Source organism: Chitinibacter sp. GC72, from assembly GCF_009760905.1.
Taxonomy (GTDB): Bacteria; Pseudomonadota; Gammaproteobacteria; order Burkholderiales; family Chitinibacteraceae; genus Chitinibacter.
This window is the reverse complement of sequence record NZ_VIRW01000036.1, coordinates 1-15,463: the sequence shown is the minus strand read 5'-3', so window position 1 is coordinate 15,463 and position 15,463 is coordinate 1. Positions and strand designations below refer to the sequence as shown.

14 protein-coding genes and 1 pseudogene are annotated in these 15,463 nt (G+C 53.4%); 6 read left to right on the top strand and 9 right to left on the bottom strand.

The features are described 5' to 3' along the window. Both FLS37_RS16295 and FLS37_RS16290 read right to left on the bottom strand, forming a co-directional pair. Positions 1-816, bottom strand: a pseudogene (locus FLS37_RS16295) (IS256 family transposase); the annotation flags it as partial. 57 nt (positions 817-873) lie between these two features. After that, positions 874-1,176, bottom strand: coding sequence for an HU family DNA-binding protein (locus FLS37_RS16290; protein ID WP_157671022.1), 303 nt, complete (start codon positions 1,174-1,176; stop codon positions 874-876). Between the two features lie 175 nt (positions 1,177-1,351). On the opposite strand from FLS37_RS16290, the gene FLS37_RS16285 reads away from it, so the two are divergent. From FLS37_RS16285 to FLS37_RS16270, 4 genes are all read left to right on the top strand, one after another. Further along, positions 1,352-2,572 (top strand): MFS transporter, encoded by a 1,221-nt coding sequence (locus FLS37_RS16285; protein ID WP_157671021.1) that lies wholly within the window; start codon positions 1,352-1,354, stop codon positions 2,570-2,572. 9 nt (positions 2,573-2,581) lie between these two features. After that, entirely contained in the window at positions 2,582-4,519 is a 1,938-nt protein-coding gene (mnmC, locus tag FLS37_RS16280) for a bifunctional tRNA (5-methylaminomethyl-2-thiouridine)(34)-methyltransferase MnmD/FAD-dependent 5-carboxymethylaminomethyl-2-thiouridine(34) oxidoreductase MnmC (protein WP_157671020.1), read from the top strand. Positions 4,520-4,698: 179 nt separating this feature from the next. Continuing rightward, entirely contained in the window at positions 4,699-5,001 is a 303-nt protein-coding gene (locus tag FLS37_RS16275) for a DUF2917 domain-containing protein (protein WP_157671019.1), read from the top strand. 163 nt (positions 5,002-5,164) lie between these two features. After that, complete coding sequence (locus FLS37_RS16270; RefSeq protein WP_157671018.1) at positions 5,165-5,422, top strand: hypothetical protein; 258 nt, start codon at positions 5,165-5,167, stop codon at positions 5,420-5,422. Positions 5,423-5,431: 9 nt separating this feature from the next. Here the strand turns inward: FLS37_RS16270 and FLS37_RS16265 are convergent, their stop codons facing one another. The 6 genes from FLS37_RS16265 to FLS37_RS16240 all read right to left on the bottom strand — a co-directional run bounded on the left by FLS37_RS16265 (position 5,432) and on the right by FLS37_RS16240 (position 12,426). Further along, positions 5,432-6,904: a PLP-dependent aminotransferase family protein gene (locus FLS37_RS16265; protein WP_157671017.1), complete on the bottom strand. Its 1,473-nt coding sequence runs from the start codon at positions 6,902-6,904 to the stop codon at positions 5,432-5,434. An 83-nt stretch (positions 6,905-6,987) separates the two neighbouring features. Then, a complete protein-coding gene (ftsB, locus tag FLS37_RS16260) occupies positions 6,988-7,338 on the bottom strand; it encodes a cell division protein FtsB (RefSeq protein ID WP_157671016.1) in 351 nt (116 codons plus the stop codon). A 129-nt stretch (positions 7,339-7,467) separates the two neighbouring features. After that, the gene (gene eno, locus FLS37_RS16255; RefSeq protein ID WP_157671015.1) at positions 7,468-8,763 is read right to left on the bottom strand and encodes a phosphopyruvate hydratase; all 1,296 of its coding nucleotides are present in this window, start codon (positions 8,761-8,763) and stop codon (positions 7,468-7,470) included. 121 nt (positions 8,764-8,884) lie between these two features. After that, positions 8,885-9,724, bottom strand: a complete 840-nt coding sequence (kdsA, locus tag FLS37_RS16250) for a 3-deoxy-8-phosphooctulonate synthase (RefSeq protein ID WP_157671014.1) — start codon at positions 9,722-9,724, stop codon at positions 8,885-8,887. 71 nt (positions 9,725-9,795) lie between these two features. Further along, positions 9,796-11,448, bottom strand: a complete 1,653-nt coding sequence (locus tag FLS37_RS16245) for a CTP synthase (protein WP_157671013.1) — start codon at positions 11,446-11,448, stop codon at positions 9,796-9,798. A 78-nt stretch (positions 11,449-11,526) separates the two neighbouring features. Beyond that, entirely contained in the window at positions 11,527-12,426 is a 900-nt protein-coding gene (locus FLS37_RS16240; protein ID WP_157671012.1) for an SDR family NAD(P)-dependent oxidoreductase, read from the bottom strand. Between the two features lie 158 nt (positions 12,427-12,584). Here FLS37_RS16240 and phbB point away from each other — a divergent pair, with 158 nt between their 5' ends. Continuing rightward, complete coding sequence (gene phbB / locus FLS37_RS16235) at positions 12,585-13,319, top strand: acetoacetyl-CoA reductase (RefSeq protein WP_157671011.1); 735 nt, start codon at positions 12,585-12,587, stop codon at positions 13,317-13,319. A gap of 69 nt (positions 13,320-13,388) precedes the next feature. Here the strand turns inward: phbB and tyrS are convergent, their stop codons facing one another. Then, positions 13,389-14,654, bottom strand: coding sequence for a tyrosine--tRNA ligase (gene tyrS, locus FLS37_RS16230; protein WP_198314691.1), 1,266 nt, complete (start codon positions 14,652-14,654; stop codon positions 13,389-13,391). A gap of 629 nt (positions 14,655-15,283) precedes the next feature. Here tyrS and FLS37_RS16225 point away from each other — a divergent pair. Next, positions 15,284-15,463, top strand: a 180-nt coding sequence (locus FLS37_RS16225; RefSeq protein ID WP_157315105.1) for a hypothetical protein, incomplete at its 3' end; no start/stop codon positions are given.

The window sequence follows — 15,463 nt, the reverse complement described above, 5'->3', positions numbered from 1 at the left end:
CTTGCGCAGGCTCATGTTCATCGACTCAATCGCGTTGGTCGTGTAAATCACCTTGCGAATTTCCGGCGGGAAGTCAAAGAAGGGAATCAGCCGCGCCCAATTGCGCCGCCAGGATTGGCTGATCGGCAAATATTCTTCATCCCAGCGCGCTTCAAATTCAGCCAGCCGCTGTTCGGCCTCCTCGACCGTCGCCGACTGGTAAATCCGCTTCAGGTCTTCCGCCACCGCTTTGCGCCGTTTCCACGAAACTTAATTCAGGCTGTGACGCACCATATGCACGATGCACAGCTGCACCGCTGTTTTGGGGAAGACCGCTTCAATCGCTTCGGGGAAGCCTTTGAGTCCATCGACGCAGGCAATGAAGATATCCTGCACGCCGCGATTGCGCAGCTCGGTGACGACCTGCAGCCAGAATTTGGCGCCTTCAGTCTGAGCAACCCACATTCCTAGCACCTCCTTCTCACCCGCCATATTGACGCCCAGTGCCAAATAGACCGCTCTGATACGCACACTACCTTCGCGGACTTTGACGTGAATGCAGTCTAGATATGTAATCGGATAAACCGCATCCAACGGCCGCGATTGCCAAGCTTTGACTTCGTCGATGACCGCATCGGTGACCGATGAAATTAGGCTGGGCGATACCTCGGTGCCATACATTTCTTCCAGATGAGCCTGAATCTCGCGCACCATCATGCCACGTGCGTAGAGCGAGAGGATTTTGTCATCAAAGCCAGTCCAGCGGGTCTGGTGCTTGGCGACGAGCTGTGGCTCGAAAGTGCCATGCCGATCACGTGGCACTTCAATCGGCAGCTTTGAGCAAAACCACGTTCTCAGAACGTGGTTGTTTACTTCCTGCAATTTCACGCCCTTTTATTCTGCCGCTTGCGCTGCAACAGCATCTTTCAGTGCTTTGGCAGGCGTGAATTTCAAAACTTTCTTGGCTGGAATTTGCACCGCTTCGCCAGTGCGAGGATTGCGCCCTACGCGTGCGTCGCGGGCTTTGAGTGCAATTTTGCCGACATTGGGCAAGGTTACATCGCCACCACCACTCACCGTGGCCGTGATTACTTCAGACAGCGTATCGATCAATGCCGCAACGGATTTTTTGCTCAGTTCCGGGTGCTCGATGCTAGCCAGATTATGCACAATCGCGATCAGCTCTGTTTTTGTCATCTTTGTTCTACCCTTGTGAATTGATATGGGCAATTATGCCGCAGCGCTTCTGGCTTGCGGTAAAGTTTCTGGAATAATTCGCGCCTTTTTTGCTCAAAACCATGTCATTGTAATTTTTACCAAGCATTCTGGTCCTGATGCTGGGAAAATAGCGCTTTGCTTGTTCGAGTGTTTCATGGCGACTGCCTCTACCCCCCCTCACCTGAGCTGGTCTGCGCTGCTGTTTCCGCTGGCGCTGGTCCTGTTCGAATTTGCCACTTATATCTCCAACGACATGATTTTGCCCGGCATGCCAGCCGTGGTACGCGAGTTTGGCGCCAGCCCCACGCTGATTCCTTCTGCCATGACGGTTTGCCTGCTGGGCGGCGCGAGCCTGCAATGGCTGTTGGGGCCATTGTCAGACCGAATTGGCCGCCGCCCTGTCATGCTCGGCGGCGCGATCTTCTTCACCTTGTCCTGCCTGGGTATTTTGTGGTCACAATCGTTTTCGGTTTTTCTGTTTTTCCGTTTTCTGCAGGGTATGGGGCTGTGCTTCATTGGTGCCGTGGGTTACGCAGCAATACAGGAGAGTTTTTCTGAAGCCATGGCGGTTCGCGTAATGGCGATGATGGCCAATGTGGCCTTAATCGCGCCGCTGATCGGCCCGGTCGCGGGCGCCGCCGTACTGCAGATTGCCGACTGGCGCTGGATTTTTATCGTCGTGGCCATCACTTCGGCGCTGTCGCTGATTGGCTTATGGCTCAGAATGCCGGAAACATCACCCAAGCTGGCCTCGCCGCTGCGGATCGGCACGCTGTGGCAAGACTACAAAATGGTCTATCAGAATCGCCGCTTTGTGTTTGGCGGGCTGGCGCTAGGGCTCAATTGTGTGCCACTACTGGGCTGGATTGCACTTGCGCCGGTGATTCTGATGCAAAATGCCGGGCTTTCGACGCTGGATTACGGCCTGTGGCAAATCCCCGTTTTTGCCGGGCTGATTGCAGGCAATATCATTCTGGCGAAATTTGTCACGCATATTCCCATTCACCGGCTGATCCAGCTGGGCACCTGGCCGATGATGCTGGGGCTTTTTGCCGCGCTTTACTTGCTGTACGACGCGCAAAACTGGCTCTGGCTGGTGTTTGCCATGGGCCTGGCCTCGGTTGGCATGGGCATGATCAATGCGGCACTGTATCGGCTGACGCTGTTTGCCAGCGACCAAAGCAAGGGCACGGTCGCAGCAGCGCTGGGCATGTTCAATATGGTGGTGTTTGCGGCTGGCATCGAGCTGTTAAAATGGAGCTACGCCCACTGGGGCAACGCCAGCTTTACCCTGATTTGTTGTGCTTGCGGGCTGATCGCCGTATACGCCCGGCGTGAATTTTTGCGCGACCCGCCTGTTCACAGCACCGATTGAACGACACCGATGACCATTACTCCTGCCTCGCTGGAATACGCCTCCGACGGCTCCACGCTGTTTTCCAGCCGTTTTGACGATGTCTACCACGCGGCACACGGCGCAAGCGCGCAAGCGCACGCCGTTTTTCTGGCTGGCAATCAGCTGCCGCAACGCTGGCAAGGCAAAAAATCCTTCACCATTATTGAAACTGGCTTTGGTCAGGGGATCAGCTTTCTGTGCACCTGGCAGGCCTGGCGCAATGATCCGCAACGCTCGGAACGGCTGCACTTTCTATCAATAGAACAATTCCCGTTCCAGCGGGACGATCTGGCGCTACTGCATCAGCAGCACCCCGAGTTTGCCGAGCTATCGGCGCAGTTGCTCGCGCACTGGCCGCACCTCACGCCCGGCTTTCATCGCATCTGGCTTGACGACGGCCGCGTTAGCCTGACTTTGCTGTTTGGCGAGGCGCTCGGCATGCTGCATGAGGTCGCAGCAAAGGTGGATGCCATTTATCTGGATGGCTTTTCACCGAGCAAAAACCCGGACATGTGGTGCCTACCGGTATTCAAAGCGCTGTGGCGACTCTGCAAGGCAGACACCACACTGGCAACTTACACTGTGGCTGGCGATGTGCGTCGAGGCTTGACTGAAGCTGGTTTTAGCGTGAGCAAAGTCAGCGGCTTTGCCAATAAGCGGCAAATGCTCATCGGTCAATGTGCCCGCCTACCCCGTCCGCCGCGCATTGTGGCCCCCAGCAAACCTTATGCACCCAAAACACAGCACGCGATTGTCATCGGCGCTGGCATTGCCGGCTGCTCAATTGCGGCCAGCTTGGCTCAACGCGGCTGGCAAGTACAGCTGATCGAGGCCGAATCAGCCATTGCGCAGCATGCCTCAGGCAATCATGTCGGCTTGTGCCACCCAACCTTTAGCAAGGACGACAATGCGCTGGCGCGGCTATCGCGCGCAGGCTTTGCACTGACCCGCCAGCAATTGCTGCGTCTGGGCACACAGGCAAACTCCGTGGTTCACTTTGGCTTGCAAGGGCAATTTCAGGTCGCCAAGGATGACGAGCAGGAAGCGCTGATGCGTGATACAGCTGCCACGCTTAATTTTCCGCCCGAGCTGCTGCAGTATCTGAGCCTTGATGAAGCCAGCAAAAAGCTGGTCACCCGCCCCATTCGTGGCGGCTGGTGGTTCAGTGATGCAGCGTGGGTCAATCCGGCCAGTCTATGCCAAGGGTATATTCAGCAATACCAATCCAACATTGATCTACAGCTCAATACCCATGTAGAAAAAATCGAATACACCGCCGGACTCTGGCAGCTGTTTGATGAGCGTCAGCAGCTGATCGCCGAAACCGCAACACTGATTCTGGCCAATGCCACTGCGGCAAACGCGCTAATTCCGAGTCGCATGCTGCCGCTAAGCCAAAGTTGGCGCGCCGTAACGCAAATCCCCGCGTCGGCGGCGAGCGATGAGCTACCCGGCTGCTCCGGCTCAGCTTATCTAACTCCGGCCTGGCAAGGCTGGCGCAGCTTGGGTGCAGCCGCTTATCAAGCTCCCGATCTGGCGGGCGCCCGCCAGCACAATCTGCACAATCTGCGCCTTATCCTGCCCGAACTGGCAGCGCCCGCACCAGAAGACACCAACACCCGCATCTGCGCCCGTCCCAATTCGCTGGATCGCTTGCCGCTGATTGGCCAACTGCACGCCGTAGTTGAAGATACCCAGCAAAGACAGGCCATTCACCAGCTGTTTCAAATGCCCCGCGAGCCCGGCTTGCTGCTTGCGCTGGGCTTTGGCTCGCGCGGCATCAGCTGGCATGCACTGGCGGCCGAAGTGATTGCCTGCCAACTCAATCAGGAGCCGCTGCCGCTGGAACGCAGCCTGCTCAACGCAATCGACCCGGCGCGCTTTATGCTGCGGCAATTGCGCAAAAATGGCACCGCGCAGGAGTAAGCGACAAAACTGTCAAGCTCTGTAAAACAGTACTACTGCGATTTCAGGGTTACAGTTGCCGATTTCTGCGCAAGTGTTATCACTGTAGCAATACAGTTTTGCGTCTGATCAGCACAGCCTGATCAGCGTATTCTCTTTACATCGCCACCAAGCTTTGTACGACTCAGAGGAGAACGATCATGCAAGCCTTTCAATTACCCCAAGCCAGCCTGTCCACATTGAATGGCCACGCCCAGCAATGGATTGAATGCGAGCAAGGCATGATCTGGCTAAGCGACGACGGTCATGATGTGGTGCTTGAACGTGGTCAGCGCTGGCAAATCCGCAGCAACCATACCGTCGTCATCGAAGCGTTTGCCCACAGCCGGATCAAGCTGGAAGAAGAGGCCGGTCTGGTTCCCGGTATCGCGCAAGCAGCCAAACGCCAGCTGCAACATTTTTTGCAGCCCTTACTGCAGCGCCACAATGCCAAAACGGCCTAAAGCCTTTGCAGTTCAGAGATTTAGCAACGCCCTGCCACTGATCGGTATTTTGCAGCCGACCACACATAAAAGCTTACTTCGACTCAAAAAGCGCCGATAGTGAAATCACTGATCGGCGCTTTTGTATTGATGCCAGTCCCCGGCGCAGATCGAAGGAGGCATCATGTTACGTCTTCTCACTCCGCTACTGGCCCTTGTCCTGCTCTGCCCCGGCGCTACCCGGGCCGAAAGCATGATCGAGCTGTTACTCCATATGAATTCGGTGATTGAAGAGCGCTGCGGCAACCGGCTCGATGTAGTCTGGGTTGACGAGCGCGGCCAGAATCCGCCGTGCTATATGGCTTACTCGCTGTCCTGCGTAGAATTCCAGACCCCGCACCCACAAAGCTGCCTGGTCATGATGCAGAACCTGCCTGATTAGACAATCAGATCAGGCAGTCAGGTCACTCGAGTGCGGCTGAGTCAATTGCTGGCGGGCCAATTCCCCAAGGCGCGCAATGGCTTTTTCGTGCTTGGTCGTCCAGGCTTCAACACAGCAAATCCGCAGGCAGTTGCGATAGCTATGGCTGGGCGAAAACAGCACACCAGGCGTAAAACTAATCCCTTCAGCCAGCGCATGCTGTAGCAGGGTAATGGTGTCTATGCCTTTATTTAGCTCGACCCACAGCACATACCCCCCTTGCGGCATATTCAACCGCGTGTCACTGGGAAAGTGCCGCTGGATGGCATCGACAGCATGATTCACCTGCTCGGCACAGCTTTTGCGCAGGCGGCGCAAGTGGTGATCGTAGCCGCCGGTTTCCAGAAATTTGGCAATCGTTCTTTGCAGCAAAACCGGTGTTGAATAGGTATTGATAAACTTCAGTTGCTCGATTTTCTTTTGCCATTTGCCCGCCAGCACCCAGCCAATCCTAAAACCGGGCGCCACAATCTTGGTAAACGAGGAAATCAGCATAACATTGCCCGTCTGATCAAATGCCTTGGCCGGGATAGGCCTATCGCCGCTATAGCAAAATTCGCCATAGATATCGTCTTCAATCAGCGGAATGCCGCGCTCGGCCAGTAATTGCACCATTCTTTGCTTGTTTTCATCGGGCATCAGGCTGCCCAGCGGATTGGCAAAATTAGGCAAAACAACGCAAGCTTTGACTTCGCCATTGCGCGTCGCCAGCTCCAGCGCCTCAATCGAAATGCCGGTTTTGGCATGGGTGGGTATTTCCAGCGCTTTAAGCTCGAAACTTTCCAGAATTTGCAGCAGACCAAAATAGGCAGGCGACTCAATCGCCACCACATCACCCGGCTTGGTCACCGCGCGCAAGCACAGATTCAGCGCTTCAATCCCGCCCTGGGTAATGATGATCTCGTCAGCTTCAACCTGCCCACCCCAAAGCAGCGAGCGGCGAGAAATTTGGCGACGCAACTCGATATCGCCTTGCGATTCGCCATAATCGGCGATCAAGTCAGGCTCTTGCCGCCCCACCTGGGATAAAAGACGCTGGATTTGCTGATTGGGGAATAGTTTGGGCGACAGAATGGCCATCCCCAGATCAACCCTGATCTCTTTGTTCAAGCGCCACAGCGCCGATGGCGTGAGCAGCGGGTCAATAAACACATGCGATGGGTTTTTGGGTGGAGCGGTAATTTCGGGGATCGCCATGCTGCGCTTTTGCCGCACATAAAACCCGGATTGCGGCCGCGCCTCGATGAGTCCGCGGTCTTCCAGCTCACGATACGCCTCCATGACGGTCGAGAGGCTGAGCTGCCTTTGCCCCGACAATTTGCGGATCGAAGGCATTTTCTCGCCCACGCGCAAAACCCCAGTTTCAATGGCTTGTGCCATTTCTTCGGCAAGCTGGATATAGAGTGTCTTGCGTTGCAGAGGGGCTTGGATCGTATCGGACATGGCGTACTCCTTAAGTCAGAATACTATAACCGAAGTCCAGCGAGGATAACAGATGGCGGTAGGTGGCAGTTGAATGAAAAATGTTACGGTACAGTTCTGCTTTGCCCGACCATTGCAGCAGCACTGCTCTGACTAGCTGTCGATGCCGGCTTGCTTGCGGCGGCACGATCTAGCACCTGGAAAAACACCTCGTCACCACGAATCATGCCCAGCTCATTGCGCGCGCGCTCTTCAATCGCCTCAGTGCCGGTTTTCAAATCTTTCACCTCGGCATCCAGTGCAATATTGCGCTCTTTGAGCTTGGCATTTTCTGCCTGGCGTTGAGTCAGCTGGCTATCGAGCTGCCAGACCCGCATCCAGCTCCCCTTGCCTATCCACAATGGCCATTGCAGGGCAATAATCAAAACCGCAAATACCAGCGCTAAAATTCGCATTGAATTGAGAAAACCTGATCAAATTCATTCATATAAAAAACCGGAGCAAAGGCTCCGGTTTTGATCTTACTATGGCGAGCATCTGGCGTCGAAACTCAGACCTCAGATGCTACCTGATAACAACGCCAATTAGCCTTTCAGCTGGTAGAAAGCACCGATGCCTGGGTAAACCGCTGCATCACCCAATTCTTCTTCAATACGCAAGATTTGGTTGTATTTAGCGATACGGTCAGAACGGCTCAATGAGCCTGTTTTGATCTGCATGCAGTTGGTCGCAACGGCCAAGTCAGCAATTGTTGCGTCTTCAGTTTCACCAGAGCGGTGGCTCATCACTGAGGTGTAACCACTGCGTTTTGCCAATTCAACAGCTGCCAAAGTCTCAGTCAAAGAACCGATCTGGTTTACTTTGATCAAGATCGAGTTACAAATGCCGCGTTTGATACCTTCAGCCAGGATTTTGGTGTTAGTTACGAACAAGTCATCGCCAACGAGTTGAACTTTCTTGCCCAAACGGTCGGTCAATACTTTCCAGCCGTCCCAATCGCGCTCGCCCATGCCATCTTCAATCGAAATGATAGGGTACTTGTTAACCAGGCTTTCGAGGTAATCAACCATTTCAGTTGAAGTGAAAGTGCGGCCACCTGATTTTTTGAATACGTAGTTGCCAGTGGCTTTGTCGAAATATTCAGACGCTGCGCAATCCAGAGCAATACGGAAATCAGTACCGGCTTTGTAACCGGCTTTTTCAATCGCAGCCATGATCAGGTCCAGCGCTTCTTCCGGGCCAGCTACGTCAGGCGCAAAACCGCCTTCGTCACCCACTTGCGTTGGCATGTGTTTGTCGTGCAGGATTTTTTTCAGGTTGTGGAACACTTCAGCACCATAACGCAGTGCTTCGCGGAAAGTTGGCGCGCCCACTGGCACAATCATGATTTCCTGGAAGTCCAGGCTGTTTGATGCGTGCTCGCCACCATTGATCACGTTCATCATTGGTACTGGCAAAGCCATCGGGCCTGAGCCACCCACGTAACGGTACAGCGGCAAGCCTGCTTCTTCAGCAGCCGCTTTGGCAACGGCCATTGATACCGCCAAAATCGCGTTCGCGCCCATGCGCGCTTTATCTTCGGTACCGTCCAGATCAAGCATGGTCTGGTCAATGAAAGCCTGATCAGCAGCGTCAAGGCCGATGATGGCTTCACAGATTTCGGTATTGATGTTTTCAACGGCTTTCAATACGCCTTTGCCCAAGTAACGGGCTTTGTCGCCGTCACGCAGTTCCAGCGCTTCGCGCTCGCCAGTTGACGCGCCAGACGGCACAGCCGCACGGCCCATTACACCAGATTCCAACAGGACATCAGCTTCTACAGTCGGGTTGCCGCGAGAATCCAGAATTTCACGTGCAATAACTTCAACAATTGCGCTCATGGGCGTTACACCTTAAGTTGGTTTGAAGACAAAAAGACTATATACAGGAAAAATGATACTGGCTGTTAATGATTACAAGCAATCAGATTACAACAATTTGCAGCCAAATCATGAAACTTTACTACAGCGTATGCTCAATCAGGGAGTGTGCCTTAACGGCACGGTCGATGTCCTTGAGCGTGATCAGTAATTCCTTGATCCGGCCCAAAAGCATTGAATTAGGGCCATCAGACAGCGCTTCGCATGGGTTCGGATGCGTCTCCATGAACAAACCGGCGATTCCGGCCGCCACGGCTGCACGCGCGAGCACGGGCACCATTTCGCGCTGACCGCCTGAGCGGTCACCCTGGCCACCTGGCTGCTGCACCGAATGCGTCGCATCAAAGACTACCGGGCAACCGGTTTCGCGCATCGTCATCAGGCCGCGCATATCGCTCACCAGCGTGTTGTAACCAAACGATGTGCCACGGTCACAGACCATCAGATTATCCAGCCCGCCATTGGCCTGCTTGCCCTTGGCAATCACATGCTTCATATCCCATGGCGCCATAAACTGGCCCTTTTTGATATTAACAGGCTTGCCCGTTGCACAAACGGCGTGGATAAAGTCGGTCTGGCGTGCCAGAAACGCCGGAGTTTGCAACACGTCAACCACTGAGGCCACCACTGGCGCTTCGGCCTCGGTGTGCACATCGGTGAGCACCGGTACGCCCAGCTGCTTTTTGACTTCCGACAAAATGCGCAGGCCTTCATCAATACCCAAGCCACGGAACGATGCACCTGACGAGCGATTGGCTTTATCAAAACTTGATTTATAGATAAACGGAATATTCAAAGCCGCGCAAATTTCTTTCAGCTGACCCGCTGTATCGAGCGCCATCTGCTCGCTCTCGATCACGCAAGGGCCGGCAATCAGAAAAAACGGCTGCTCGATGCCAACCTCAAATCCACACAGTTTCATAACATACCCCGAATAGTATTACTCTAGAGACAACAAGGGGTATTGCCTTGCGAGCAATACCCCCAGAGTGCTTAGCAGCTCAAGCCTTCACGGCCATTGTCGCGGGCGTAGCTGATCGCCGCTTCAATGTAGGATTTGAACAATGGATGACCATCACGCGGCGTCGAGGTGAATTCCGGATGGAACTGACACGCAAAGAACCAGCGATGTTCAGGCAGCTCAATGGTTTCAACCAGTTGCTCGGCACCGACTGATTTGCCACTGATTTTCAGGCCAGCTGCTTCCAGACGCGCCAGATAGTAATTGTTCACTTCATAGCGATGACGGTGACGCTCGGTAATGACTTCATCACCATAAATTTTCGCCGCCAGCGAACCCGACTCAAGGCGACATTCCTGCGCGCCAAGGCGCATGGTGCCGCCCATATTCGAATTCTCATCGCGCTTTTCAACCTTACCGTCGTGATTCACCCACTCATCGATCAGGGCCACCACCGGATATTCGGTTTCCAGATCAAACTCGGTCGAGTTTGCGCCCGTCATGCCGGCCATGTCGCGGGCAAATTCGATCAGCGCAATCTGCATGCCCAGACAAATCCCCATATACGGGATGTTATTTTCGCGCGCAAAACGCACCGCGACAATCTTGCCTTCCACGCCGCGCTTGCCAAAGCCGCCCGGCACCAGGATTGCATCCATGTCTTTCAGGCATGAAGCACCTTCGGTTTCCAGCGACTCGGAGTCAACAAAATGAATTTTAACTTCGGAACGCGTATGAATACCGGCGTGGCGCAAAGCTTCGATCAGCGATTTGTACGATTCGGTCAGGTCAACATACTTACCGACCATGGCGATATTGACGGTTTGTTTCGGATTTTGGATCGCGTCAACAATCCCATCCCAGACCGACAGATTGGCTTTAGGCAAATCAAGGCCGAATTGCTTGCAAATAATATCGTCGATACCCTGCTCGGAGAGCACACGCGGGATTTTGTAAATCGAATCCAGATCCGGGCAGGAAATCACCGCTTTTTCCGACACATTGGTGAACAGCGCAATCTTGCGACGCTCTTCGTCCGGCACCATGCGATCGGCACGGCAGATCAGCACATCAGGCTGAATGCCGATTTCGCGCAATTCTTTGACACTGTGCTGAGTCGGTTTGGTTTTGATCTCGCCCGCTGCGGCGATATAAGGTACATAAGAGAGATGCACAAAACAGGTGCTCTCTTTGCCCAGCAAGACGCCCATCTGGCGAATGGCTTCCAGAAAAGGCAGCGATTCGATATCACCAACCGTACCGCCCACTTCGATCACGGCGATGTCGGCGCCTTCGGAACCGCGCTCGATAAATAGGCGCATTTCATCGGTGATATGCGGAATCACCTGTACGGTTTTACCGAGGTAATCGCCGCGACGCTCTTTCTTGATGACCGAATCGTAAATCTGGCCCGTGGTGAAATTATTGCGCTTTTGCATTTTTGCAGTGATAAAGCGCTCGTAGTGCCCCAGATCCAAGTCTGTTTCGGCGCCGTCTTCCGTTACGAATACCTCACCATGCTGCATCGGGCTCATGGTGCCCGGATCCACGTTGATATAAGGATCCAGTTTCATCATGGTCACTTTGAGACCGCGAGATTCGAGGATGGAGGCAAGAGAAGCGGCTGCGATGCCTTTACCGAGAGACGAAACAACGCCGCCGGTAACGAAGATATACTTGGTCATGTTGATAGCGCACAAGTTTGAATCCCGCATTCTACCTGAACCACAGCCGCCAGCTCAATTCTGGACAAATTAAAAATATTATGAATGAGGCGGTTTTTTACGCTTTTCGGCCTTGCGGCCATACGAAAATCCGGGCTCATCACCCGATGCAGCCAACAACACCCGGTCCAGCCACCGGCTGGGCAACAGACGCTTGAGATACCAGAAAACCTGGCTGGGCACGGTCACTCGGTAACGCACACACGGCTTTTTGGCCTCCAGTGCATGCAGCAAAACCTTGAACACCGCATCTTCGGGCAAAGTAAATGGCACTGCCGCCCCTTTTTTGTTCAGCCTGGCCTGCATTTGCTCGTACGCTGGCCGATGAAAGCTGCCTTCAGGCTTGATCCAGCGAAAAAACTGTTCGGCCGCATTGGCCCGAAAACGGCTGACAATCGGCCCGGGCTCGATCAGGCTGACGTGAATGCCGCTGCCGTATAACTCCTGGCGCAATGTATCGGCAAAACCTTCAAGTGCAAATTTGCTCGCATTGTAGGCGCCGCGATAAGGCATGGCCGCAAAGCCCAGCACCGAGCTATTGAAAACCAGTCGGCCAAAGCCCTGACGACGAAATAGCGGCAAGACGGCATTACTGAGCTCTATTGCGCCAAAAACATTGGTTTCAAACTGATAGCGCATGGCGTCGCGACTCAAGTCTTCCACCGCGCCGGGCACACCGAATCCGGCATTATTAAACACGGCATCAAGCCGCCCACCGCTGGCCGCCAGCACCTGCGCAAGCCCTTGGGCAATTGATTCGCTATCGGCCACGTCCAATTGCACTGCTTCTAGCCCCAAACCCTGCAAACGCCGAACATCCTCGGCTTTACGGGCACTGGCAAACACCCGCCAGCCCTGTTTTGACAGGCGTATCGCGGCATCAAGGCCAATCCCGCTTGAGCAGCCGGTAATCAGAATATGTCTTGGTGTGTTCGTCATAAAAGTGTATCCATTCTGTCACTAAGCCCACAATTTACATTTACATCAGGGTTACCCCTTAGCTACGCTCTGCAAGCCTCACAAAGGCTTCGCGCAAGAATCTGCGTATTTAATCGCAATCGTACAGCAACAATTAAAATCAACAAGGATATACAAGAATGGCAAAAGTAGCTCTCGTCACTGGTGGTATGGGCGGCATCGGAACCGCAATCTGTCGCAAACTGGCAGATGATGGCTTTACCGTCGTCACAACCTATTCTCGCCCTGGCAAAGAAGCTGCATGGCTGGCGGACAACGCTGCAGCCGGTTATCAATTTCAGGCTTTCGAGTGTGATGTGACCGATTTTGACGCCTGCGTGGCACTGGGACAGCAAGTCACTGCCTCGGTCGGCCAGGTTGATGTACTGGTTAACAACGCCGGCATCACCCGCGATGCCAGCTTTAAAAAACTGGGCAAAACCGACTGGGACGCGGTGGTTGGCACCAATCTGGACTCGGTGTTCAATGTATCGAAACAGTTTGTTGACGGCATGGTTGAGCGCAACTGGGGTCGTGTCATCAATATCTCCTCGATCAACGGCCAGAAAGGCCAGTTTGGTCAGACCAATTACTCGGCAGCCAAAGCGGGCATGCATGGTTTTACCATGGCCCTGGCGCAAGAAGTAGCGCGTAAAGGCGTGACGGTGAACACTATTTCACCTGGCTATATTGCGACAGATATGGTGATGGCAGTACCTGAAGACGTACGCAATAAAATCATTGCGCAAATTCCGGTATCGCGTCTTGGCAAACCAGAAGAAATCGCTGGCCTGATCAGCTATCTGGCGTCTGACATTGCCGGCTTTATGACGGGGGCAAATCTGGCAATTAACGGTGGCCAACACACTTGTTAATCGTTAACTGCTAAAAAAGGGGCGTTTAATACGCCCCTTTTTTCCAGTTGTTACTAATCCAATATGCAATTATTTCCAGCAAACCAAAGCGTAGTTTTTCTTGCCACGGCGAATTAGTGTGTATTGACCAAACAAACGATCAGAGTCGCTCAATACATAGTCGAGTGCTTCGACTTTAGCGCCATTCACAATCACCGCGCCGCTCTGAATAAAGGTGCGCGCTTCTGAGTTAGATTTGGCCAAACCCGCCGCAACCAAGGTTGCAATCAATTGATCGGCCGATTTTTCCAATTGCACGCTAGGCATGCCGTCTTGTGCCAACTGCTCGAAGTCGTTTTGCGTCAAGGCCGCCAGGCTATCACTAAACAGGTTCTGGCTGATACGCTGCGCCGCTTCCACGGCCGAATCGCCATGCACAATCGCCGTCACTTGCTCAGCTAGAATGCGCTGCGCTTCGGGCTTTTTACCACTGGTTTTGTCGGCCTCTTCGATGGCATCAATCTCGGCCACCGACAGAAAGCTGAAGTATTTCAGGAATTTATACACGTCAGCATCAGCCGTATTGAGCCAGAATTGGTAAAAAGCATAAGGCGACGTTTTCTTCGCGTCGAGCCAGATCGTACCAGTTTCTGTTTTACCGAATTTGGTGCCGTCCGATTTAGTCACCAGCGGCAAAGTCAGGCCGAACACTTGCTCCTGATTCAGGCGGCGCGTCAGATCAGTACCGGCCGTGATATTGCCCCACTGATCCGAGCCACCAATTTGCAGCTTGCAGTTGTAGCGTTTGTTCAGCTCGGTAAAGTCGTAGCCTTGCAGCAGGCTGTATGAAAATTCGGTGTAGGAAATACCCTGATCTTCGCGCGCGATACGCTGTTGCACCGCTTCTTTCTTGATCATCTGATTGACCGAGAAATACTTGCCGATGTCACGCAAAAATTCCAGCGCGCCCATGCCGCCAAACCAGTCGTAGTTATTCGACATGATCGCCGCATTGTCGCCTTCGAAACTCAGAAACGGCGACACTTGCGCGCGGATTTTCTCCACCCAAGTGGCGATCACATCGGTGGTATTGAGTTTGCGCTCGGTCGCTTTAAAGCTTGGGTCGCCAATCATGCCGGTGGCGCCGCCGACCAGCGCAATCGGCTTATGACCGAACTGCTGAAAACGCTTGAGCACCAGAATCGGCACCAAAGAACCAATATGCAAGCTGTCAGCCGTCGGGTCAAAGCCGCAATACAAAGTCACAGACTCTTTGGCCAATAGTTCAGACAAGGCAGCTTGATCGGTACACTGGGCGATCAGACCACGTGCTTGTAGGTCCTGAATGAGACTGATAGACGACATTTGAGGCTCCGAAGCTTTGCTGTGCCGCGCAATCGCGCGCACAAAATCATAAGGAAAGTCGCCTATTCTAGCCCAAATGAGCAATCCGCCCAATGGCAGCCCAGCACCACCAACAGAAACCGGCACCACGTAGCGCCATCAATCCCAGCCAGGGCGATGCCGCATCAAGACATACAAGGCAGAAGCCACCCTTCGCACCGCAGTCTAGTCAACATGTGAGTCAGATAACACAAATGCACGCCACATACTTACAAATAAATGACAAAACCATATAATCACCCCACCATACAGCATGACAAGCTGGGATCGGCCACCGAGCCATCCAGCACATGCAGGCAGAAACAGGCTCTTTAACAACACGCAATGGTTGACCTCGCTGGCCTTGAATACCAAAGACCAGCGAGGTACATCCAACCAATACTCAATATCGCAATTGAGAGAATACAAAAAAATCAAAAGCGCTATGACTACATTGCAACAAAAACGATACGCACTACCCCGCTCAATAAGCCACACAAATACCCTCCATATTGTCAGCGGAGCGAATCAACAATAAGTAGTTCCTTGCAACTAATTGGAATGAATTTTGCTTCAAAATAGGCTCTTCATAGGAGCCAAGCTTGAAACGTAATCTTTTAGGTCAACCACTCACGCCCGATGAAATCGTCATGTTAGAGAGCATGGCGCAACAGCATCATCACGCCAATTTTCGCCCACGCGCCTTGGGTTTATTGGCTTTGCACGAAGGAGAGTCGCCCAAGACCGTGAGCAAAATATTACGCATGAGCGAACAAATGGTT